Here is a 20,314-nt window from a genome sequence, read left to right as displayed (position 1 = left end):
CGACGCGCTTTAGGTTGCTGTTTTATGCATGTCGTTATCGCAAAACCGCTGCGCACCCTCGGGTCAGGCCCGAGGGCATGCTTTTGCGCGACATGCATTAGGCCGAAAACACTGTGCGGCCCGCCACCATCGTTTGCAAGACCTTGCCCTGCAGCCGCGCGCCTTCGAAACAGGTGTTTTTCGAGCGCGAACGGATGCCGCTTTCGCTGACGATCCATGGCTCGTCGAGATCGACCAGCGCAAGGTCGGCGACCGCACCCGGCTTCAGCGTGCCGCCGGGCAGGCCGAACAGTCTTGCCGGCGCAGTGGACAACGTCTCAACCAACCTGAGCAGCGTCATATCGCCATTGTGGTAGAGCCGCAGCGCCGCGCCGAGCAGCGTTTCCAGTCCGATGGCACCGGCCGCGGCGTCGGCGAAAGGCAGCCGCTTGGTGTCGACGTCCTGCGGGTCGTGCGAGGATACGATGATGTCGATCGTGCCGTCCTTGACCGCCTCGATCATCGCCAGCCGGTCCTCCTCGGCGCGCAGCGGCGGCGTCAGCCGGAAGAAGGTGCGGTATTCGCCGACATCGTTCTCGTTGAGCGACAGATTGTGGATCGAGACGCCTGCTGTGACTTTGGCGCCGTCGGCCTTGGCCCTCGTTACCGCGTTTGCCGCCATCGCAGTCGAAATCTTGGCCGCGTGATAGGCGCCGCCAGTCAGCCGCGCCAGCGCAAGATCGCGCTCCAGCGGAATGGACTCGGCCTCGCGCGGAATGCCGGCAAGGCCGAGCCAGCTGGCATAGAGGCCTTCGTTCATGACGCCTGACGAAGCGAGGTCGGCGTCCTGGGTTTCATGCGCGATCACGCCGCCGAAATCGCGCGCATAGGTCAGCGCACGGCGCATCACCAGTGCGCTTGATATGGTGTGCCGGCCGTCAGTGAAGGCGATCGCGCCGGCCTCGCGCAGCAGGCCGAGTTCGGTCATCTCGCGGCCTTCGAGCCCCTTGGTGATCGCCGCCGCCGGAAAGATATTGACGACGGCAGTGTCCTTGGCGGTGCGCAGCACGAATTCGACCAGCGCGACATTGTCGATCACCGGGTCGGTGTCGGGCATCATGACGATGGAAGTCACGCCGCCGGCCGCCGCCGCCACGCTGGCCGAAGCGATGGTCTCACGGTGCTCGCCGCCCGGTTCGCCGATGAAGACGCGCGCATCGATCAGGCCGGGAATAATTGCCTTGCCGGCGCAGTCGATGACGTTAGCATCTTGCGCAGCGCCCTGGTTCAAGGCCGCCTTGCCGGCAGCGACGATCTTGCGGCCCTCGACAATGACGGTGCCGACCTCGTCAATGCCGCGCGACGGATCGATGATGCGGGCCCGGCTGAACACCGTTGTGCTCATGCGCCGCGGCCTTCATAATTGCGGCGGGGATCGAGCAGCGCTTCCATCACCGCCATGCGAACGGCAACACCCATCTCCACCTGTTCCTGGATGACGCTCTGCGGACCGTCGGCGATTTCCGAGGCGATCTCGACGCCGCGGTTCATCGGGCCGGGGTGCATGACCAGAGCGCCGTCCTTGGCCGCCTTCAGCTTCTCGGCGTCGAGGCCGAAATAGTGGAAATACTCACGCACCGAAGGCACGAAGGCGCCTTCCATGCGCTCGCGCTGCAGCCGCAGCATCATCACCACATCCGCGTCCTTGAGCCCTTCGGCCATCGAACGGGTGACGATCACGCCCATTTTCTCGATGCCGGCGGGCAAAAGCGTCGACGGCGCCACGACGCGCACCTGCGCGCCGAGCGCATTGAGCAGCATGATGTTGGAACGCGCCACGCGCGAATGCAGGATGTCGCCGCAGATCGCCACGATCAGCTTCGACAGCGGGCCCCTGGCGCGGCGGATGGTCAGCGCGTCGAGCAGCGCCTGCGTCGGGTGCTCATGGGCGCCGTCGCCGGCATTGATCACCGAGCAACCCACCTTTTGCGCCAGCAGCGCGGCGGCACCCGCCGACTGATGGCGGATGATCAGGATGTCGGGATGCATGGCGTTCAGCGTCATCGCCGTGTCGATCAGCGTCTCGCCCTTCTTCACCGAAGAACTGGCCACCGACATGTTCATGACGTCGGCGCCGAGCCGTTTTCCGGCCAGTTCGAACGACGATTGCGTACGGGTCGAAGCTTCGTAGAACAGGTTTATCTGGGTGCGGCCACGCAGCGTCGAGGCTTTCTTCTCCGACTGCCGCGAGATCGCGACCGACCGGTCCGCCCTGTCCAGCAAAAGCTCGATGTCGGCGGGGGAAAGATCGCGGATGCCCAGAAGATGGCGGTGGGGGTAGAGTGGCAGGGACGAAGCGTCGGTCATCTCAAGGCGCTGCTATAGGGTGGAGGACCTTTGGCTGCAAGCACCAGCTTTGGATTGCGGCCTTTCTCCCCGGTATTTTCGTCGCGCTCGTTGCGCGGCTTGGGCTATATCTAGCTGATGGCTTCGGATTCGTGGCCTTGTGATGATAAGGACAGTGTGTGACCGACGACGTGACGAACCAGCCGCCGCCGCTGGCCGGCGGCAACGCCTGGCGAGGCGATCCGTTGCTGATCCAGCTTGCCGAGCGTTTTTCCGATCCGGTGCGCAAGGATATCGATGGGCTTGGCCGTTTCGTGCTGACGCAGGAGGCGCAGGAACTGGCCCGCCTCGCCAATGTCGAGACGCCGAAGCTCAGGACCCATGACCGCCAGGGCAGGCGCATCGATCTGGTCGAGTTCCATCCAGCCTATCATGCGCTGATGCGCCGGTCGGTGGCGAACGGGCTGCATTCGTCGGTCTGGGAAAATGGCGATGCCGAGATCGGCCGCCGCCATCAGGTGCGCGCCGCCCGTTTCTACCTGACGGCGCAGCTCGAAACCGGGCATCTCTGTCCTATCACCATGACCAGCGCCTCGCTGGCAGCGCTGATGGCAAGCCCGAAACTGTTTCGCGAATGGGCGCCGCGGGTGACGACACGCAAATACGACCAGAGCCAGAAGCCGCCGGTCGAAAAAGCCGGGCTGACGCTCGGCATGGGCATGACCGAGAAGCAGGGCGGCACCGACGTCCGCGCCAACGTCACCAGGGCCGAGCGCGCCGGCAGCAGCTTTTATCGGCTGACCGGCCACAAATGGTTCATGTCGGCGCCGATGTCGGATGCGTTCCTGGTGCTTGGACAGGCGCCGGAAGGACTGTCGTGCTTTCTCGTTCCCCGCATCCTCGGCGATGGCTCGGGCAACGGCTTCCGCTTCCAGCGGCTGAAGGACAAGCTTGGCAACCGCTCCAACGCCTCGTCCGAAGTCGAGTTCGTCAATGCCATCGGCGAGATCGTCGGCGAACCCGGGGCAGGCGTCAAGACGATCATGGATATGGTGACGCTGACCCGGCTCGACTGCGCGATCGCCTCGTCGGCGATCATGCGAGCCGGGCTGGCCGAAGCCGTCCACCACACCCGTCATCGCCAGGTGTTTGGAACCAATCTGATCGAGCAGCCGCTGATGCAGCGCGTGCTGGCCGACATGGCGCTCGACGTCGCCGCCGCCACCGCGCTGTCATTCCGACTGGCGCGCTCTTTCGACGAGGCGGCCGGCGACCGCGGCGAGGCGGCTTTTGCGCGCGCCATGACGCCGGTCGTCAAATACTGGGTCTGCAAGATCGCACCGCCGCTGCTCTATGAGGCGATGGAGTGCCTCGGCGGCAATGGCTATGTCGAAGAGGCGCCGCTCGCCCGCTACTATCGCGAAGCTCCGGTCAACGCGATCTGGGAGGGATCCGGCAACGTCATGGCGCTCGACGTGCTGCGCGTGCTGGGGCGTGCACCCGGCCTGTTCGAGGAGGTGCTGGCCGGCATCGATCGCGATCTCGGCGCCGGCGGGCGCGGCACCGTCGGTGTGCTCAAGGCAGCAATGCAGGTCGCGGCAACCGATGAGGGCTCGGCGCGTCTGCTCACCGAGCAACTGGCGCTGTCGGCGGCGGCGGCGGAGCTTCGCAGGCTGGGGGCAGGGCGGATCGCCGACGCCTTCGTCGAGACGCGCCTCGCCGGCCAGTGGCGCAACACCTATGGCATGCTCGATTCACGCCATGACGCGCGCATGATCATCGACACGCTGTACCCACCGGTCACCTGAAGCGACTTCGGCAAGGTTTCTCGTCGTTTGTCGCGCCGCTAGATGATTGCGAGAGCACAGGGGCGCCGTTGATCGATGGTACGACTTCGAGCAAAAAACCACGGAAGAAGCGTTGAAGACCTGGTGCGCGGATAACGACATCAAGGTCAGCAGCTGAAGTTGAGGTATCAAGCGTCTGGTGGTGTCAGGATCGTTCCGATGACTGGCCCAGGGCCTATTGGGGAGCGGGCGAAATCCACGTCCAAGCCACGGTATCAGGCGAGATAACGCTCACCGCCGCTGTGGATGACCGTTAACCTTAACAAATGGTTTCCATTGCAGCGGCAGGCCGCAAAGCCCACTGTCCTGTCTACGGAAGCAGGAACGCTATGCGGCATATATTGAGCTCCTCGATGGCGAAGGCGGCGGCGCACAACTCGGCGCTCTCGCGCATTTCAGGCAGCCTGGACGCGACCTTGTGGCCGGACACGAACTTGAGGGACCGCTGATGCGCACCTTGTTCGCGCTATGGGCGACGCCGCTCGCCTTATTCTGGGGCTGGTTCTTCCTGTCGCTCAACGACATCAATTTCGGCTACGTCATGCTGAGCCGCCAATTGCATGACCTCGTCTTCCAGCTCTATGGCGAGATGCTTGGCATCGATCCGGCGCTCATTCCGGGCATGGTGGCAAAGGCCTGCATCCTCGACAGCCTGCTGCTCATGGCGTTTTGGGCGTTTCGCCGACGCCGGGTGATCGGTGGCTGGATCAGGATAATGCGCGACCGCTATTTCGACCAGGCGTCGACGCCGAGCGTCTGAAGCCGGTCGAGCGCGCCCTGCAGAATGAAGGCCGCCGCGGCCGAATCGATCTTGCCGGCGCGTTTGCGGCGCGAAAAATCCATCTCGATCAGCGTCCGCTCGGCCGCCACCGTCGACAGCCGCTCGTCCCACAAAACGAAGGGCAGGTCGGTCACACCAGCCATGTTACGGGCGAAGGCGCGGGATTTCTGGGCGCGCGGGCCTTCCGACCCGTCCATGTTGACCGGCAGGCCGAGCACCACGGCCCCGACATTCTCTTTCTCCAGCAAGGCGAGCAGCACTGCGGCATCCAGCGAGAATTTCCTGCGCATGATGACGGGACGCGGGTGGGCGAAGGCAAAGCCCCGGTCGGAAACCGCCACGCCAATCGTCTTGTCGCCAAGGTCGAGCCCGGCCAGCGTCTTGCCGCCGCCGAGCCGCGCCGGCAACTCCTCGATGGTGATGATGCTCAACGGCTTTCCTCGGACCATACGCCGCAAAGGACGCTGTGGGACTTTAATTTCACTGCCGGCGTTCTATCCTTTGGCGAAGCAAAAATCGAGGAAGGCATTCATGAAACTGACCTGGTACGGACATTCCGCGTTTCGCGTCGAAACCGCCGAGGCGAAAATCCTCATCGATCCCTACCTGATCGGCAATCCGTCATGGACGGGCGGCTGGGAAGAGCCGGCGGAAGGGGTCACGCATGTTCTGTTGACCCACGGCCACAGCGACCACATCAGCGGTGCGCTCGAAGTGCTCGGGAAAAGCGGCGCCATGCTGGTCGCCAATTTCGAGGTCTGCATGTACCTGGTCGGCAAGGGCGTCAGCGACAAGAAGATCAATCCGGGCAATATCGGCGGCACGATCGATTGCGGCGGCTTCACCACCACCTTCGTCCAGGCGCTGCATTCCTCGTCGTTCCCGGGCGATGAAGGCCAGAACACCTATCTCGGCAATCCCGGGGGCCTCGTGCTGCATTTCCAGGAAGACAAGACGCTCTATCATATGGGCGACACCGACATCTTTTCCGACATGGCGCTGATCAACGAACTGCACGAGCCGAAGATCGGCATCGTGCCGATCGGCGACCGCTTCACCATGGGCGGCGCGGTGGCAGCCCTTGCCTGTCGGCGCTTCTTTCAGTTCGAGACGGTCATTCCCAGTCACTTCGGCACGTTTCCGATCATCGACCAGACCGCCGACAAGTTTGTCGCGGGGCTGGAGGGTTCCGGCGTGAAGGTGGCGTTGCCGGAGATCGGCGGGACGATTAGCTTGTAGAAGACGCTAGGTATAAGGCGCCAAAATGGAGTGAAAACATGGTTTTGAGGGGCTTTCTTTTCATTTCTGTTCTTTCTGTGGCCTCCCCGGCTCCCGCCGCGGAGCACTTCATCAAAGGCGTGTATCTCCAGTCCGAGGAGCTTTGTACGCAGGCCAAGAAGTACACACTGGAGGCGCTGATCGACGCCGGCAACATCGTGCTCTCGGCGCGTGGCCTGCAAAGCGTCGAATACGATTGCGAGTTCCTTCAGATCAGCAAGGCGACGCTATCCCCGAGTTGGGCGTGACAGCCATATGTCAGGAGCCGGGACATGTCTTTCCGGACGTTCTCTCCGTAACGCAATTGAGCCCGAAGCAGATCGATCTGGTTTCGGTCCGACCTGCGGAAGACGAAAGCGAGGCGAGCGGCAACAGCGGCAGCTTTTTCCTCTGCGACGGTGTGGCCCTGCCATAGACCTTCTGGCTGAGTTCTCGGCACGATGCATGTTGCGCGGCACGCGCCGCGCCGCTATAGCGCGGACTGGTTTTCCCGAGGCACAAGCAAATATGTCCGTTGATCTGCAGACAGTGAAGCGCGTCGCGCGTCTCGCCCGCATTGCGGTGAGCGAGGCGGATGCCGAGCGCATGACCGGCGAGTTGAACACCATTCTCGGCTTTGTCGAGCAGTTGAACGAGGTCGACGTCGCCGGCGTCGAGCCGATGACGTCGGTCATTCCGATGGAGATGAAGAAGCGCCCGGACGTCGTCACCGACGGCAGCAAGGCGGCCGACATCGTCGCCAACGCACCGGCGACCGAAGAGAATTTCTTCCTCGTTCCGAAGGTCGTGGAGTAGCGGGCCGATGGCAATCGAGATCGCCATCGAAACGCCGCTGCAGGACGACGTGCGCGGGCTGGTCAAGGAGCTCAACGACACGCTGCTGGAACTGACGCCGCCGGAGCACTGCTCCCACATGACCGTCGAGCAGATGGCCGACAACGACACGACTGTCTTCATCGCTCGTGACAACGGCCTCGCCATCGGCTGCGGCGCGCTGAAACGCCATGACGGCGCCGTCGGCGAGGTCAAGCGCATGTTCACGCGGCCTTCGCATCGCGGGCAGAAGATCGGCGCCGGGATCGTCGAGCGAATCGAGGCGCTGGCGCGCAATGAAGGACTGAAGCGTCTGGTGCTGGAAACCGGCGACCGCCATCCGGCTGCGTGGACCGTCTATGAACGCGCCGGATTTTCGCGCTGCGGCCCGGTGCTGGACTATCCCGATTCCGGGTGGTCGGTGTTTTACGAAAAGAGCCTTGCCTGATGAGCGACCTGACCCACCTGACGATTTCGCAGGCCCGCGCCAAGCTGCGCGCCCGGGAAATCACCGCAACCGAGATCACCGAAGCCTATCTCCAGGCAATCGAGCGGGCCAATCCGGCGCTCAATGCCTATGTCGTCGTTACCGATGACAAGGCGCGCGACATGGCCAGGGCCGCGGACGCAAAGCTTGCGAAGGGCGAGGGCGGGTCGCTCGAAGGCATTCCGCTCGGCGTCAAGGACCTGTTCGGCACCGAAGGCATCCACACCCAAGCCTGCAGCCATGTGCTGGACGGCTTCAAGCCGCACTACGAATCGACCGTCACTGCCAATCTGTGGGCCGACGGCGCCGTCATGCTCGGCAAGCTCAACATGGACGAGTTCGCCATGGGCTCGTCCAATGAGAGCTCCTACTACGGCCCGGTCGTCAATCCATGGCGGCGTTCGCGCGTCGACACGATGGTGATGCCGACCACGCATCAGGGCGATGGCGGTTTTGTCTCGGCCGGCGGCACCAGGACCGCGCGTACGCTGGATAACGCCCAGCTCGTGCCGGGCGGCTCGTCGGGTGGCTCGGCCTCCGCCGTTTCGGCGTTCCTGTGTGCCGGCGCCACCGCCACCGACACCGGCGGCTCGATCCGCCAGCCCGCCGCCTTCACCGGCACGGTCGGCATCAAGCCGACCTACGGCCGCTGCTCGCGCTGGGGCATCGTCGCCTTCGCTTCGTCGCTCGACCAGGCCGGTCCGATCGCCCGCGACGTGCGTGACGCCGCGATTCTCTTGAAATCCATGGCCTCGGTCGATCCGAAGGACACCACCTCGGTCGACCGCCCGGTGCCGGATTACGAGGCGGCGATCGGCAAGCCGATCAAGGGGATGAAGGTCGGCATCCCGAGGGAATACCGCGTCGACGGCATGCCCGACGAGATCGAGGCGCTGTGGCAGAAGGGCATTGCCTGGCTGAAAGATGCCGGCGCCGAGATCGTCGACATTTCGCTTCCGCATACCAAGTATGCGCTGCCGGCCTATTATATCGTCGCGCCCGCCGAAGCCTCGTCGAACCTAGCCCGCTATGACGGCGTCCGCTACGGGTTGCGCGTGCCGGGCAAGGACATCGTCGACATGTACGAGAAGACCCGCGCCGCCGGCTTCGGCCGCGAGGTCAAGCGCCGCATCATGATCGGCACCTATGTGCTCTCCGCCGGCTACTACGACGCCTACTATCTGCAGGCGCAGAAGGTGCGCAACCTCATCAAGCGGGATTTCGAAAATGCATTCACTGCCGGCGTCGACGTCATCCTGACGCCGGCGACGCCGTCGGCGGCCTTCGGCATCGCCGACGAGGACATGGCCGCCGACCCGGTCAAGATGTACCTCAACGACATCTTCACGGTGACCGTGAACATGGCCGGACTGCCGGGCATCGCCGTGCCCGCAGGGCTCGACGCCAAGGGCCTGCCGCTCGGCCTGCAGCTCATCGGCCGGCCGTTCGACGAGGAAACCTTGTGCCAGACCGCCCATGTCATCGAACAGGCTGCGGGTACGTTCCAGCCGGAAAAGTGGTGGTAGTGTCGTCTCCCACCTGAAGGGGTGAGGGATGTTCTAACATCTTTCCAAGGTCTTCTGGCTCCTCGTCCAGCCGTTGAATCTGGCGATCCGCACCTCCGGCAAGGAAGGCATCGGCCTGTCTCGCGACGATCCCTTCGTTTCGCTGCAGCTACCAGCACGGCGGTCCGCGAATGGACCGGGCTCGTCGCCTACCGGCTGTCGGGCCGCATCGATCGGCTTTTTCCCGGACCGGGTGTCGGCTCGGGCGGCTGACCAATCACGGCTTGCCGCGCCGCCGAGAAGAACTGGCGACGCACCAGAACCGCCAGCAACAGCAGCGTCGACAGCACGAATACTTTTGGGTCGACGAACCAGCCGAGATAGCCGATCGAGAAGAACACGCCGCGCATGCCGGAATTGAAATGTTTTCCGGCCAGCATGTTCATGCGCGCCGCCCGCCATACCGCCGTCTCGCTGACCGGGTTGCGTGAAGCCTCGCCGTGCGGGATCGGCACCGCACCGATCAGAATCGAGCAATAGTTGAACAGCCGGTAGGCCCAGCCGAACTTGAAAAAGGAATAGGCAAGGATCAGCACCAATCCGAACACCTTCATCTGAAAGGCGGAGCGGGACGACGTCGCGCCGAGCGGCAGGTCGCTCAGCACCGAAACAACCTGATCGGAGGCGCCGAGCAGGGCAAAACAGCCGCCGATCGCAATCAGCGAACTGGAGGCGAAGAAGGCGGTTCCCTGTTGAAGGCCGGCCATGATGGCGGTGTCGACAATGCGGACCTCGCGTTCGGCCATGTTCCGCATCCAGGCTTGACGCTGGACGTTCATCGCCGTCGTCAGCGACATGCGCCTGACCAGCTTTCCGTCGGAGGCGAGCGTATGCAGCACCCACACGAAAACGAAGAAGGCAAGCGCAACGAGGTCTGCCGTCGACAAATGGAAGGAATCGCCCATGCAACCCTCTTACCACAAGCGGTGGCGGCGCTTCGATGGCGGAACGCAACGATGTCGCTGCCGGAGCAAACAAGGTCGGCAGGTGCAGCGCCGCAATCTTCGAAAGAGCGGAAACATCACAGGAATTCCTATATATAGATTCCAACAGGAGAGAGCGGCGCGTGTTCCTTTCGGTTTTCGACCTGTTCAAGATCGGCATTGGACCATCGAGTTCGCACACGATGGGACCGATGACGGCTGCGCGGCGTTTTCTCGACGAGGTCGCGGGAGATGACTGGCCACGCCCGGTCGGCGCCAAGGTCGACCGCATCGCCGCCAGCCTGCACGGCTCGCTTGCCTATACCGGCATCGGCCATGGTTCAGATCGCGCCGTCGTGCTCGGGCTTGCCGGCCAGACGCCGCAGACGGTAGACCCCGATCAGGCGGACGGCATCGTCGACCGCATCGCCGCCGAGAAGCGGATTTCGCCGCCCGGCCATCCGTCCTATCGCTTCGACCCGGCGACGGATCTGGTGCTGGATCGCAAGACGCCGCTTTCCGGCCACGCCAACGGCATGGCTTTCTCTGCCTATGATGCCGACGACCGCCTGCTGCTCAAGCGCATCTACTATTCGATCGGCGGCGGCTTCGTGGTTTCCGAAGAAGAGCTGCAGCGGATGAAGGCGAAGGGCTCGGTGACGACGGAAGGCAAAAACGTTCCATACCCCTTCAAGAACGCTGTCGAGATGCTGTCGATGGCCGCGAAAAGCGGTCTTTCCATCGCCGACATGAAGCGCGTCAACGAAGAGACGCAGATGTCGCGCGAAGAGCTCGACGCCGGCCTCGACGGCATCTGGAGCGCGATGAAGAGCTGCATCGAGCGCGGCCTGTCGCAGGACGGCATCATGCCGGGCGGCCTGAAGGTGCGCCGACGCGCGCGACAATTGCATGACAAGCTGCAGGAGCAGTGGCGGCAGAACCGGCCCAATCCGCTGCTCGCCAACGACTGGCTGTCGATCTATGCCATGGCGGTGAACGAGGAGAACGCCGCCGGCGGGCGCGTCGTCACCGCGCCGACCAATGGTGCTGCAGGCACGCTGCCGGCGGTGCTGCGCTACTGGCTGCATTTCCATCCCGAGGCCGACCAGCCGAGCATCCGCGATTTCCTGCTGACCGCAGCAGCGGTCGGCGGCATCATCAAGACCAACGCTTCGATCTCGGGCGCCGAGGTCGGCTGCCAGGGCGAGGTCGGTTCGGCCTCGGCGATGGCGGCAGCGGGGCTGTGCGCCGTGATGGGCGGCACGCCTGAGCAGGTCGAGAACGCCGCCGAGATCGCGCTTGAGCATCATCTCGGCATGACCTGCGATCCGGTCGGCGGGCTGGTGCAGGTGCCTTGCATCGAGCGCAACGCGCTCGGCGCCGTCAAGGCGGTGACTGCCGCGTCGCTGGCCATCAAGGGCGACGGCGTTCATTTCGTGCCGCTCGATGCCGCGATCGAGACCATGCGCCAGACCGGCCTCGACATGAACGAGAAATACAAGGAAACCAGCCTCGGCGGACTGGCCGTCAATATCGTGGAATGCTGAGCCAAACCTTGCACTGTGGATTGGCGCCGTGGAGAACAGCGGCACTGTGGAGAAAGTCGGCACTGTGGAGAAAGTCGATTGGGCCAGTTGACGCCTTCGCGCGCCGGACTAAACCTTGATCCATGTCCCTCAATCTCATAAAGCTCTGCGTTGGCTGCGACAGCGTCGAAGATCTCGAAGAGTGGATCGCGTTCCGCCTCGACGAACGGCGGCGCGCCGGTGAACCGGTCGAGCACTACCACACCACCCGCATGACGCCGACGCGCAGCGCCGAGGTCACCGATGGCGGTTCCCTCTACTGGGTAATCAAGGGCAACGTGCAGTGCCGCCAGTTGATCACCGAAATCCGTCCTTTCACCGATGACGAGGGTATCGGCCGCTGTCACCTGATCCTCGATCCCGCGGTCGTGCCGACTGAATGGCAGCCGCGCCGCGCCTTTCAAGGCTGGCGCTATTTGAAACCGTCGGACGCACCGGCCAATCTCTCCAAGGGCAAAGCGGGATTGGTCGAAATGCCGCCGAAACTCAGGCGCGAGCTTGCCGATCTCGGCCTTCTCTAGGAAGGCCCCAAAATTCAAAGCTGCGGTGATCGCCGGCCCTCCAGATAGCCTCATGCTGGGCTTGCAAGCTGTGCGACAACGCCACATCTTGAATGTCATGAGCGACAAGAAGCAGCCCGTGCCCGCAAAGGCCAATCCTGCGCCGGTCGAATCCCAATCGAGCACCGGCGAGATCGACGCGTTTATCCGTCAGGCAAGGACGCTGGCTGCGTCCGCGACCGGTACTGGCAGGCTGATCCTTTCCCTCGACGCGACCATGAGCCGCCAGCCGACCTGGGATCTCGCCTGTGCGCTGCAGGGCGAGATGTTCGACGCCGTCGGCAAGGCCGGGGCGCTCAAGGTCCAACTGGTCTATTTTCGCGGTTTTGGCGAGTGCCGCTCATCCGCATTCGTCACCGATACGAACGCGCTGAAGCAGCTGATGACGCGGATCGAATGCCGCAGCGGCCACACCCAGATCGGCAAGGTGCTCGCCCATGCGCTGAAACAGACGGCGGCGGCCAAGGTCAACGCCCTGGTCTATATCGGCGACGCGATGGAGGAAAATATCGACGATCTGGCGGAAAAGGCCGGCAGCCTCGGCCTGCACGGCGTTCCTGTCTTCGTGTTTCAGGAGGGCCATGATGCCGGCGCGGAAAAGGCGTTCAAGGATATTGCGCGGCTGTCCAAAGGCGCCTGGTTCCGATTTGATCGGCGGGCCGCCGCAACCTTGGCCAGCCTGCTATCGGCGGTTGCGGTGTTTGCGACGGGCGGGCTGAAGGCTCTGGAGGCCAGGGGCAGGCCGGAAGACCGGCTGCTGATCGAGCATCTGCGGAGCGGCAGGAAATGATGGGCGCGACTATCGCATTCGTGGCGTTGCTTTTGGTGCTGCTCGGCGTGGCCATGGTGTTTCTGCGCTCCGACCCCGCGAAACTCGCAAGCTGGATGAGGACGCTTGGGCCTGTCCTGCTGGCGCTGATCGGCGTCGCCGCGCTTCTGGTTGGACGCGCAGGCATCGGCGGCTTGATCCTGTCGACGGCGCTCGCCTGGTATGGCTCGATGCGGATGAAGCGGCCGACGGCGAAACTGGAGCCGGGCAAGTATTCGACGGTGCGCACCGCGGCCCTCGAAATGGAGCTTGATCACGATACCGGCAATCTGGAGGGGCTCGTGCTCGCCGGCCGCCATGAAGGCAAGATGCTAGGCACGATGAGCCTTGCGGAATTGCAGCAGCTTTATCGCGAACTCCCCGGCGACCCGGAGAGCCGCCAGCTGCTAGAGACGTATCTTGACGGCAGATTTCCCATCTGGCGCAAAGACGCGGAGGCGAATGGTGGCGACGGGCTGGGTGTTTCGCCAGGTTCGGGCGCCATGACTAAGGAGGAGGCCTACAAGATCCTTGGTCTTGAAGCGGGGGCCGCCGCGGCGGATGTCCGCAAGGCGCACCGCCGCCTGATGCAGCGCCTGCACCCCGATCTCGGCGGCACTTCGTTTCTGGCGGCGCGGATCAACGAAGCCAAGGACGTCTTGCTCTCCAATCACAACTAGTCTCCTTCGACGCAGAATTCTTCCGGGAGATGTTTCGACGCCGCCTACTGGTGGACGGCGTAGCACTCGATTTTCTTTTTCTTCAGGGCGTTGCAGGCTTTCGAGGCGGCAGTCTTCGAGCCAAAGCCGAACCGGGCGCGGTAGTAGGTGACGCCGCCCTTCTCGAAGGCGACGGTGAAGCCCACAGCATCGGCCAGGACCGAAGGCGCCTGTTTGCTCGTCTCGTCCAGGAGAGCCTGGGCTTCGGACTGTTTTGGCGAAGAGGCGACCTGGACTGCCCAGCCGGACGGCACCGATGCCGTGTTGACGGGATCGACCGTTGCCGGTTCGCCATAGGCTGCTGCGACCCGTGCGGTCGCCACATCGTCCGCCGTAGCGGCGGCCACTGTTTCGACCTTCCTGGTCTGGGAGACGGGCCTGGTCTCAACGACGGGGGTGGCTTCTTCAACGACGGGCTCGGTTTCCTCCACCAGGGAGGCAATGGCATCGCCGTCCGGGGCCTCGTTGTACGCCGCATCGTCGTCCGGCCTGCTGTCCGGCGTCGGCGCGTCGCGCTTGGGCAGGAATACTTTCGCCAGCGCGGTGATCGGGTTGCCACCACTGGCCTTGGCGATCAGCATGCCGCTGCCGCGCGACGACGCCTTCGGCAGGTAGGTTTTGATCAATGCGGCCATCTGGTTGTCGCGGCTGCCGCCGGATTTCCCGCCTATGACCACCGCGACGATGCGGCGATCGCCGTCGTCGACCGAGGAAACGAGATTGTAGCCGGAGGCGCGGGTGTAACCAGTCTTGATGCCATCGACGCCCTTGATGCGTCCAAGCAGGCGGTTGTGGCCGTTGATGCGCCTGCGGCCGTAGAGAAAGGAACGCTGCGAGAAATAGCTGTAATACTGGGGAAAATGCTCCCGCAGCGCGATGCCGAGCACCGCCATGTCGCGCGCGGTGGTGAACTGACCGGGATTTGGCAAGCCGTGGGCGTTGCGGAAAACAGTCCCCTTCATGCCCAGGGCCCGCGCCTTGGCCGTCATCATGTGGGCGAAATTGGCTTCATTGCCGCCGAGAAGTTCGCCGATTGCGGTTGCCGAGTCGTTTGCCGACTTGGTCACCATCGACAGGATCGCGGTCTCGACCGTGATCGCGCCGCCCCGTTTGACGCCGAGTTTGGTCGGCGGTTCGGCAGCGGCATTGGCCGAGAAGACGACCCGGGAGTTCTTGCCGATCTTGCCGTTCGCCATGGCCTCGAAGGCCAGGTAAAGCGTCATCATTTTGGTGAGCGAGGCGGGATAGCGTCGGCCATCGGCATTCGAAGAGTAAAGCACCTTGCCGGTCTTGGCGTCGATGACGATGGCCGCCGACCTCGCCGCCATGGACGAAGCAGCTCCGGCAACGACGAATGTCATCGCCAAAGCGAGGATCATGATCGTTTTCAAGGAAGACGCGGATTTGGAGAGAATGCCCGACAACGCCTGACGCACCGATGGTTCCTTTGAATTTTTGTTGCGGTGGAGGCGGCAAAGGGGTCCTGCCTCACTTCAAGCCAAGCTATCGCGGCCAGCGTTACCAATCCGTTTATGGTAACCGCGGCGTTCACCATTTTCTTCGAGCTTGAGCTTTTCTTTATTCGAATCTTAGCCATTTCCCGACGGTTGCGCCGATCTGCTGGCCGGATGGCACTTGGTGAAACCCAGAGTCGGTGAAACCTTGACTTTTGTGCAGTGCACAATATATTACTTGCATTGCACAACGCGGCCCCGAGAAAAGGCCGCGTCCACCGCTCAAGGACAACTGGCAAGGGATTGCGTGAATGACCCAGACCTATGAAGATTTCAGCAAATACGGCAAGGAGTTTGCGGATAGCGGCTTGAAGAGCTTCGCATCCCTTTCCAAGGGCGCGCAGGCCATCGCCACCGAGGCGGGCGAGTACACCAAGAAAAGCTTCGAGGCCGGCAGCGCAGCAGCCGAGAAACTTTTGTCGGCCAAGTCGCTGGAGAAGGCGATCGAGATCCAGTCCGATTTTGCCAGGCAGTCGTACGAAGCCTTCGTCACCGAAGCCACCAAGATCGGTGACCTCTATGCCGAACTCGCCAAGGAAGCCTACAAGCCGTTCGAATCGATCGTCGCAAAGGCGAAATAATCTCGCTACAAGATGTGAACACGGCCCTTGGGCCAGCAAGACGGACCCGGTCGCGAACGTGCGGCCGGGTTTTTTCATGGCAATTAAGTTTCCAGCCGATCGACGCTGATCTAAACAGCTATGAGCCAGCGTGTCGGAGGGCGAATGATGCATGGGTCGATAAATGATGCCGGCGCTCCGCTAACGCTGGAACACATCAGCCGATGCTTCGGCGACACCCAGGCGCTGGATGACGTTTCGCTGTCGATTGCGCCTGGAGAGATCGTCTGCCTGGTCGGCCAGTCCGGTTGCGGCAAATCCTCGCTTTTGCGGATCATTGCAGGCGTCGATACTGCGGACAGCGGAAGAATTCTGCTCAATGGCATTGAGATCGCGGGCGCGAACAGCTTTGTCGAGCCCGAAGACCGCAACATCGGATTCATGTTCCAGGATTATGCCCTGTTCCCGCACCTGACCGTCGAGGAGAACGTGGCCTTCGGCCTCAAGCGGCTGTCGCGGCGCGAGGCGAGCGCCCGTGCGGCCGAGGTGATCGCCCGAATCGGCATCCAGGCGCTTTCCGGCCGTTACCCACACACGCTTTCAGGTGGCGAGCAGCAGCGAGTCGCACTGGCGCGGGCGCTTGCCCCAAAACCCGTCATCCTGCTGATGGACGAGCCTTTCTCGAACCTTGATCGTGGCCTGCGGGAGCGGGTGCGCGAGGAGACCATTTCGACGTTGAGAGCCTTGGGGACGACGGCGATCCTCGTCACGCACGACCCGGAGGAGGCCCTTTCCGTCGGTGACCGGGTTGTGCTGATGCAGGAGGGGCGGGTTGTGCAGGTCGGGACGGGCTACGATATCTATGATCATCCCAACTCACTCTACGCCGCCGAATTCTTGTGCCCGTGTAACAGGGTAGAGGGCATCTACCGCGATGGCCGGGTCGAAACGGTGCTGGGCACCTTTCCAGCCCGGCTCGATCTTCCGGAAGGCGGCAAGGCGTTTGCCTGCATCCGCCCGCAGGCTGTCTGCCTTTCAGGTTCCAACGAAGGTCTGCCGGCGCTTGTCGTCAACCGCTCTTTTCTGGGTGAGATCGAACAATTGCTGGTCAGGATCGAGGGCGTTGCTGACCTCTTGCGTTTGCGCACCACCAGCCGGATCGATGTAAAGCCGGGTGAGCCGATCCATCTGACCATAGATCCAGGCGGCGTGCTGATATTCGCTGCGGCATAAGTCGCAAGCGCTTTGGTCGCAAAGTAACTTGACTAAATTACTCACATATGATCGAGCAATTCCCGGGCTGTCAACCAATGCCGGCCGCACCAATCAATTAATGGAGGACCGCTTCATGAAGAGCCTTTCCACATTGCGACTCGCCCTGGTGGGCGGCGTCTTCGCCCTCGCTGGCGGGGCCAGCGCCATGGCGGCCGAACTGAACATCTACACCACGCGTGAGCCTGGGCTGATCCAGCCGCTGCTTGACGCCTTCACCGCCTCGAGCGGCGTCAAGGTCAATACAGTCTTCATGAAAGATGGTCTGGCGGAGCGTGTGGCCTCGGAAGGGGAAAGCTCACCTGCCGATATTCTCATGACGGTCGATGTCGGCAACCTAGCTGACCTGGCCGAAAAAGGCCTGACGCAGCCGGTCGAGTCCGATGTTCTGAAAGCCGCGGTCCCGGAGAACCTGCGTGACCCGGCCAACAACTGGTTTGCTCTGTCGATGCGGGCCCGCGTACTCTACGCGGCCAAGGATCTCGATCTTGCCGCGTTCAACTACGAGGACCTGTCCGATCCAAAATGGAAGGGCAAGGTCTGCATCCGGTCCGGCCAGCATCCCTACAACACCGCTCTTTTTGCCGATTACATCGCACATAACGGCGCCGAGGCGACGGAAGCATGGCTTGCCGCCGTCAAGGGGAATCTCGCCCGCAAGGCGGGCGGCGGCGACCGCGATGTGGCCAAGGACATCCTCGGCGGCATTTGCCAGATAGGCATCGCCAATTCCTACTACGTCGGACTGATGCGCTCCGGCAAGGGCGGTGAGGAGCAGGTCGCCTGGGGCGACGCGATCAAGGTCGTCCTGACAACGTTCAAGGATGGCGGCACGCAGGTCAACGTCAGCGGCGCGGCCGTCGCAAAGCATGCGCCGAACAAGGGTGAGGCGGTCAAGCTGCTGGAATATCTGGTTTCCGACGACGCCCAGACACTCTATGCCAAGGCAAATTTCGAATACCCGGTCAAGGCCGGCGCTCCGATCGACCCGATCATCGCCTCGTTCGGCGCGTTGAAAGTCGATCCAGTGCCGATGACGGAAATCGTCAAGCATCGCAAGCAGGCAAGCGAACTGGCCGAGAAGGTCGGCTTCGACAACTGATGGGCGATCCGGGCGTGGGCAGTGCTGCGCCCGGTGATCTCCCGATGTCGGATGTCGACCTGCGAAGAGCCTCCACTGTGAAGGTCGCCCGGTACTGGTCCGGGCGACTGTGGTTCATGGCGACCGTGCTTGTCGCTGTGCTGGTGGCGACTCCGGTTCTCGCCCTTATCTGGCAGGCGCTGCGGGGATCGAGCGGGCTCTGGCCGCATCTCCTCGCCTATGTGCTGCCACAGGCCTTCCAGCAGACCACGGCGCTACTCATCGGCGTCGGTGTCCTCGTCACGCTTCTTGGCACCTCGACGGCCTGGCTTGTCACCGCCTATGACTTTCCCGGCCGCAGGTTTCTCGAATGGGCGCTGCTCCTCCCGCTCGCGGTGCCGACCTACATAATCGCCTACGTCTATCTCGATCTTCTCCATCCGATCGGCTTGGTCCAGGGTGCGCTCAGAGTGGCACTTGGCTTCACCAGCCCACACGAATTCCGCCTTCCCGACATCCGGTCGATGGCCGGCTGCATCGTGCTGCTCGGCTTCGTGCTCTATCCCTATGTGTACCTGACGACGCGGGCGATGTTTCTCACCCAGGCGGCCAATCTAGTCGAGGTGTCGCGCACGCTTGGAAGTGGCAAAGGCGGCGTCTTCTGGCGCGTTGCGCTGCCGCTGGCACGTCCGGCGATCGCCGTCGGCGTCAGCCTCGCGCTGATGGAGGCGCTGAACGACATCGGTGCCTCGGAGTTCCTGGGCGTGAAGACACTGACGGTCTCGGTCTACACGACATGGGTGACGCGGTCCGACCTGCCGGGCGCGGCGCAGATTGCGCTCGCCATGCTGTCATTGGTGGTCGCGCTCGTCACCATCGAGCGTTGGGCGCGCCGTCGTCAGCGTTATTGGTCGAGCGCACAAAAGGCGCGGAGTTTCACACCGCATCGTCTCGGCACCGTTTCGGGTCTGGTGGTTTTTGCGCTCGGCCTTCTGCCGGTGTTCATCGGGTTCATCGCCCCGGCGAGCTATCTTGTCGTCGAGGCGTGGAAGCGCGTCCGTTTCGCAGGGCTGTCGCCCCGGCTCTTGTCGGAAACGCTCAACACCGTCACCCTGTCGGCCATGGCCACGCTCGCAATCCTGCTCTTCGGCGTGATCATCGCCTATACGGCGCGCTCGCTTCCCGGCCGCGTCACGGCGGCTTTGCAGGGGGTTTCCACGGTCGGCTATGCGATGCCTGGCACCGTGGTGGCCATCGGAATATTGTTGCCCGTCGCGGCCCTCGATCAGATGATCGACCGAACCGCGCTAGCATGGCTGGGCGCGCCAACCGGCCTGCTGCTGATCGGGTCAGGAGCAGCGCTCGGCTACGCCTATGTCGCACGCTTCCTGGCGATTGCGGTCGGTTCGGTCGAGGCGGGCTTCAGCCGCATTCCGCGCTCGTTCGATCACGCCGCGCGCAGCCTCGGCCAGAATGTGACTGGCACATTCCGGCATATTCTTCTGCCGCTTTCGAAACCGTCGCTCGTCGCTGCGGGCTTGCTCGTGTTTGTCGATTGCATGAAGGAGTTGCCGGCGACGCTTCTGTTGAGGCCGCTTAATTTCGAGACCCTGGCGACGCATCTCTACGGCGAGGCGGCGCGCGGGACCTACGAGGAAGCCTCGATCGCGGCACTTGCCATAGTCCTCGTCGGCACCTTGCCTGTCGCTGTTCTCGCTCGTGTTGGACGATGGAAATCCTAAGTGTGTCCGGCCTAAACAGACTCGCTGGCACCTAAAGCGCGTCTGAAGGGATCATGCGACTCCAGGTTCGTTATTCAGATGCATGTTGTTTCGTTAGCTGACGCATCTACGATAAATCGTAAGTGCTCCACGCCTATCGGATCGTGCCGCCAAAGCGACGGGTCGGAAAACCGCTCAACCTATCGACCGAAGCAGTGGGCAGCATGACAGAGTTCAGGCTTCGTTTTCCCTTGCCGTTGACTAGCGTACTTTCGATGCGATGCCCTCAATTTGAAATCAGGGGCTCTGCTGCCTTCACGATTTCGAAAAATCGGTCAAGTTTGGCCACCTAGCCATATTGTCAGCTAAACAGAAGGGCTTAAAATCATTCATCGAACACCTACATGTCGAACGCGCATGGGGATTCGAAAAGGCAGGGTTACGTGACGACAGGTTTGACTGCCACAACAGATG

20 protein-coding genes and 1 pseudogene are annotated in these 20,314 nt (G+C 62.8%); 16 read left to right on the top strand and 5 right to left on the bottom strand.

What is annotated here, in order from left to right; translation table 11 throughout:
- Positions 1-97: 97 nt before the first annotated feature.
- Positions 98-1,384 carry a dihydroorotase gene (locus tag AC0L2M_RS15435; protein WP_473535292.1) on the bottom strand — a complete coding sequence of 429 codons (1,287 nt, stop codon included), beginning with the start codon at positions 1,382-1,384 and terminating at the stop codon, positions 98-100.
- On the bottom strand, positions 1,381-2,346 hold the full coding sequence (locus AC0L2M_RS15430; RefSeq protein ID WP_128168134.1) for an aspartate carbamoyltransferase catalytic subunit: 966 nt from the start codon (positions 2,344-2,346) through the stop codon (positions 1,381-1,383). Before AC0L2M_RS15430 ends, AC0L2M_RS15435 begins: the two co-directional genes overlap by 4 nt.
- A gap of 158 nt (positions 2,347-2,504) precedes the next feature.
- Between AC0L2M_RS15430 and AC0L2M_RS15425 the strand changes: the two genes are divergently transcribed.
- Both AC0L2M_RS15425 and AC0L2M_RS15420 read left to right on the top strand, forming a co-directional pair.
- Positions 2,505-4,133: a DNA alkylation response protein gene (locus AC0L2M_RS15425; protein ID WP_128168135.1), complete on the top strand. Its 1,629-nt coding sequence runs from the start codon at positions 2,505-2,507 to the stop codon at positions 4,131-4,133.
- A 487-nt stretch (positions 4,134-4,620) separates the two neighbouring features.
- Positions 4,621-4,932, top strand: a complete 312-nt coding sequence (locus AC0L2M_RS15420; protein WP_128168136.1) for a DUF6105 family protein — start codon at positions 4,621-4,623, stop codon at positions 4,930-4,932.
- Here AC0L2M_RS15420 and ruvX read toward each other — a convergent pair.
- Complete coding sequence (ruvX, locus tag AC0L2M_RS15415; RefSeq protein ID WP_128168137.1) at positions 4,899-5,384, bottom strand: Holliday junction resolvase RuvX; 486 nt, start codon at positions 5,382-5,384, stop codon at positions 4,899-4,901. The two genes, AC0L2M_RS15420 and ruvX, sit on opposite strands and share 34 nt — an antisense overlap.
- A gap of 100 nt (positions 5,385-5,484) precedes the next feature.
- On the opposite strand from ruvX, the gene AC0L2M_RS15410 reads away from it, so the two are divergent.
- The 5 genes and pseudogenes from AC0L2M_RS15410 (at position 5,485) to AC0L2M_RS15390 (ending at position 9,057) form a co-directional block, all read left to right on the top strand.
- On the top strand, positions 5,485-6,192 hold the full coding sequence (locus AC0L2M_RS15410; RefSeq protein WP_128168138.1) for a metal-dependent hydrolase: 708 nt from the start codon (positions 5,485-5,487) through the stop codon (positions 6,190-6,192).
- Between the two features lie 38 nt (positions 6,193-6,230).
- Positions 6,231-6,646: pseudogene (locus AC0L2M_RS15405) on the top strand (hypothetical protein).
- 92 nt (positions 6,647-6,738) lie between these two features.
- Positions 6,739-7,026 (top strand): Asp-tRNA(Asn)/Glu-tRNA(Gln) amidotransferase subunit GatC, encoded by a 288-nt coding sequence (gatC, locus tag AC0L2M_RS15400; protein ID WP_128172398.1) that lies wholly within the window; start codon positions 6,739-6,741, stop codon positions 7,024-7,026.
- A 7-nt stretch (positions 7,027-7,033) separates the two neighbouring features.
- Complete coding sequence (locus AC0L2M_RS15395; protein ID WP_473535291.1) at positions 7,034-7,492, top strand: GNAT family N-acetyltransferase; 459 nt, start codon at positions 7,034-7,036, stop codon at positions 7,490-7,492.
- Positions 7,492-9,057 (top strand): amidase family protein, encoded by a 1,566-nt coding sequence (locus AC0L2M_RS15390; protein ID WP_473535290.1) that lies wholly within the window; start codon positions 7,492-7,494, stop codon positions 9,055-9,057. The genes AC0L2M_RS15395 and AC0L2M_RS15390 overlap by 1 nt, the downstream gene beginning before the upstream one ends.
- A 188-nt stretch (positions 9,058-9,245) precedes the next feature.
- Here AC0L2M_RS15390 and AC0L2M_RS15385 read toward each other — a convergent pair whose 3' ends face one another.
- A complete protein-coding gene (locus AC0L2M_RS15385) occupies positions 9,246-10,001 on the bottom strand; it encodes a DUF599 domain-containing protein (protein WP_023801203.1) in 756 nt (251 codons plus the stop codon).
- 161 nt (positions 10,002-10,162) lie between these two features.
- Between AC0L2M_RS15385 and AC0L2M_RS15380 the strand changes: the two genes are divergently transcribed.
- The 4 genes from AC0L2M_RS15380 to AC0L2M_RS15365 all read left to right on the top strand — a co-directional run bounded on the left by AC0L2M_RS15380 (position 10,163) and on the right by AC0L2M_RS15365 (position 13,653).
- Positions 10,163-11,566, top strand: coding sequence for an L-serine ammonia-lyase (locus AC0L2M_RS15380; RefSeq protein WP_128168142.1), 1,404 nt, complete (start codon positions 10,163-10,165; stop codon positions 11,564-11,566).
- Positions 11,567-11,688: 122 nt separating this feature from the next.
- Positions 11,689-12,126, top strand: a complete 438-nt coding sequence (locus tag AC0L2M_RS15375) for a DUF1489 family protein (protein ID WP_473535289.1) — start codon at positions 11,689-11,691, stop codon at positions 12,124-12,126.
- 97 nt (positions 12,127-12,223) lie between these two features.
- Positions 12,224-12,955 (top strand): VWA domain-containing protein, encoded by a 732-nt coding sequence (locus AC0L2M_RS15370; protein ID WP_287174278.1) that lies wholly within the window; start codon positions 12,224-12,226, stop codon positions 12,953-12,955.
- Positions 12,952-13,653 (top strand): DnaJ domain-containing protein, encoded by a 702-nt coding sequence (locus AC0L2M_RS15365; RefSeq protein ID WP_198032858.1) that lies wholly within the window; start codon positions 12,952-12,954, stop codon positions 13,651-13,653. Before AC0L2M_RS15370 ends, AC0L2M_RS15365 begins: the two co-directional genes overlap by 4 nt.
- Before the next feature lie 44 nt (positions 13,654-13,697).
- On the opposite strand, the gene AC0L2M_RS15360 is transcribed toward AC0L2M_RS15365, so the two are convergent.
- A complete protein-coding gene (locus AC0L2M_RS15360) occupies positions 13,698-15,020 on the bottom strand; it encodes a D-alanyl-D-alanine carboxypeptidase (RefSeq protein ID WP_287174276.1) in 1,323 nt (440 codons plus the stop codon).
- On the opposite strand from AC0L2M_RS15360, the gene AC0L2M_RS15355 reads away from it, so the two are divergent.
- The 5 genes from AC0L2M_RS15355 to AC0L2M_RS15335 all read left to right on the top strand — a co-directional run bounded on the left by AC0L2M_RS15355 (position 14,998) and on the right by AC0L2M_RS15335 (position 19,861).
- Positions 14,998-15,123, top strand: coding sequence for a hypothetical protein (locus tag AC0L2M_RS15355; protein ID WP_280809885.1), 126 nt, complete (start codon positions 14,998-15,000; stop codon positions 15,121-15,123). The two genes, AC0L2M_RS15360 and AC0L2M_RS15355, sit on opposite strands and share 23 nt — an antisense overlap.
- A 334-nt stretch (positions 15,124-15,457) precedes the next feature.
- Positions 15,458-15,787: a phasin family protein gene (locus tag AC0L2M_RS15350; RefSeq protein ID WP_023801209.1), complete on the top strand. Its 330-nt coding sequence runs from the start codon at positions 15,458-15,460 to the stop codon at positions 15,785-15,787.
- A 147-nt stretch (positions 15,788-15,934) separates the two neighbouring features.
- Positions 15,935-16,999 carry an ABC transporter ATP-binding protein gene (locus tag AC0L2M_RS15345; RefSeq protein WP_473535288.1) on the top strand — a complete coding sequence of 355 codons (1,065 nt, stop codon included), beginning with the start codon at positions 15,935-15,937 and terminating at the stop codon, positions 16,997-16,999.
- 115 nt (positions 17,000-17,114) lie between these two features.
- A complete protein-coding gene (locus AC0L2M_RS15340) occupies positions 17,115-18,140 on the top strand; it encodes an extracellular solute-binding protein (protein ID WP_128168145.1) in 1,026 nt (341 codons plus the stop codon).
- Positions 18,140-19,861 carry an ABC transporter permease gene (locus tag AC0L2M_RS15335; RefSeq protein WP_473535287.1) on the top strand — a complete coding sequence of 574 codons (1,722 nt, stop codon included), beginning with the start codon at positions 18,140-18,142 and terminating at the stop codon, positions 19,859-19,861. Before AC0L2M_RS15340 ends, AC0L2M_RS15335 begins: the two co-directional genes overlap by 1 nt.
- The last annotated feature ends 453 nt before the right edge of the window (positions 19,862-20,314 follow it).

The sequence above is a fragment of the Mesorhizobium sp. WSM4806 genome (assembly GCF_055811635.1).
Note: the sequence above shows the minus strand (reverse complement) of the source record. Positions and strands in the feature narration are given on the sequence as shown.

Excerpts from the sequence above, each read along its gene's own strand:
- AC0L2M_RS15435 (WP_473535292.1), bottom strand. The coding sequence starts at position 1,384 with ATGAGCACAACGGTGTTCAGCCGGGCCCGCATCATCGATCCGTCGCGC.
- AC0L2M_RS15430 (WP_128168134.1), bottom strand. The coding sequence starts at position 2,346 with ATGACCGACGCTTCGTCCCTGCCACTCTACCCCCACCGCCATCTTCTG.
- AC0L2M_RS15420 (WP_128168136.1), top strand. The coding sequence starts at position 4,621 with ATGCGCACCTTGTTCGCGCTATGGGCGACGCCGCTCGCCTTATTCTGG.
- AC0L2M_RS15410 (WP_128168138.1), top strand. The coding sequence starts at position 5,485 with ATGAAACTGACCTGGTACGGACATTCCGCGTTTCGCGTCGAAACCGCC.
- gatC (WP_128172398.1), top strand. The coding sequence starts at position 6,739 with ATGTCCGTTGATCTGCAGACAGTGAAGCGCGTCGCGCGTCTCGCCCGC.
- AC0L2M_RS15395 (WP_473535291.1), top strand. The coding sequence starts at position 7,034 with ATGGCAATCGAGATCGCCATCGAAACGCCGCTGCAGGACGACGTGCGC.
- AC0L2M_RS15390 (WP_473535290.1), top strand. The coding sequence starts at position 7,492 with ATGAGCGACCTGACCCACCTGACGATTTCGCAGGCCCGCGCCAAGCTG.
- AC0L2M_RS15385 (WP_023801203.1), bottom strand. The coding sequence starts at position 10,001 with ATGGGCGATTCCTTCCATTTGTCGACGGCAGACCTCGTTGCGCTTGCC.
- AC0L2M_RS15375 (WP_473535289.1), top strand. The coding sequence starts at position 11,689 with ATGTCCCTCAATCTCATAAAGCTCTGCGTTGGCTGCGACAGCGTCGAA.
- AC0L2M_RS15370 (WP_287174278.1), top strand. The coding sequence starts at position 12,224 with ATGAGCGACAAGAAGCAGCCCGTGCCCGCAAAGGCCAATCCTGCGCCG.
- AC0L2M_RS15365 (WP_198032858.1), top strand. The coding sequence starts at position 12,952 with ATGATGGGCGCGACTATCGCATTCGTGGCGTTGCTTTTGGTGCTGCTC.
- AC0L2M_RS15355 (WP_280809885.1), top strand. The coding sequence starts at position 14,998 with ATGGCCGCCGACCTCGCCGCCATGGACGAAGCAGCTCCGGCAACGACG.
- AC0L2M_RS15360 (WP_287174276.1), bottom strand. The coding sequence starts at position 15,020 with ATGGCGGCGAGGTCGGCGGCCATCGTCATCGACGCCAAGACCGGCAAG.
- AC0L2M_RS15350 (WP_023801209.1), top strand. The coding sequence starts at position 15,458 with ATGACCCAGACCTATGAAGATTTCAGCAAATACGGCAAGGAGTTTGCG.
- AC0L2M_RS15345 (WP_473535288.1), top strand. The coding sequence starts at position 15,935 with ATGCATGGGTCGATAAATGATGCCGGCGCTCCGCTAACGCTGGAACAC.
- AC0L2M_RS15340 (WP_128168145.1), top strand. The coding sequence starts at position 17,115 with ATGAAGAGCCTTTCCACATTGCGACTCGCCCTGGTGGGCGGCGTCTTC.
- AC0L2M_RS15335 (WP_473535287.1), top strand. The coding sequence starts at position 18,140 with ATGGGCGATCCGGGCGTGGGCAGTGCTGCGCCCGGTGATCTCCCGATG.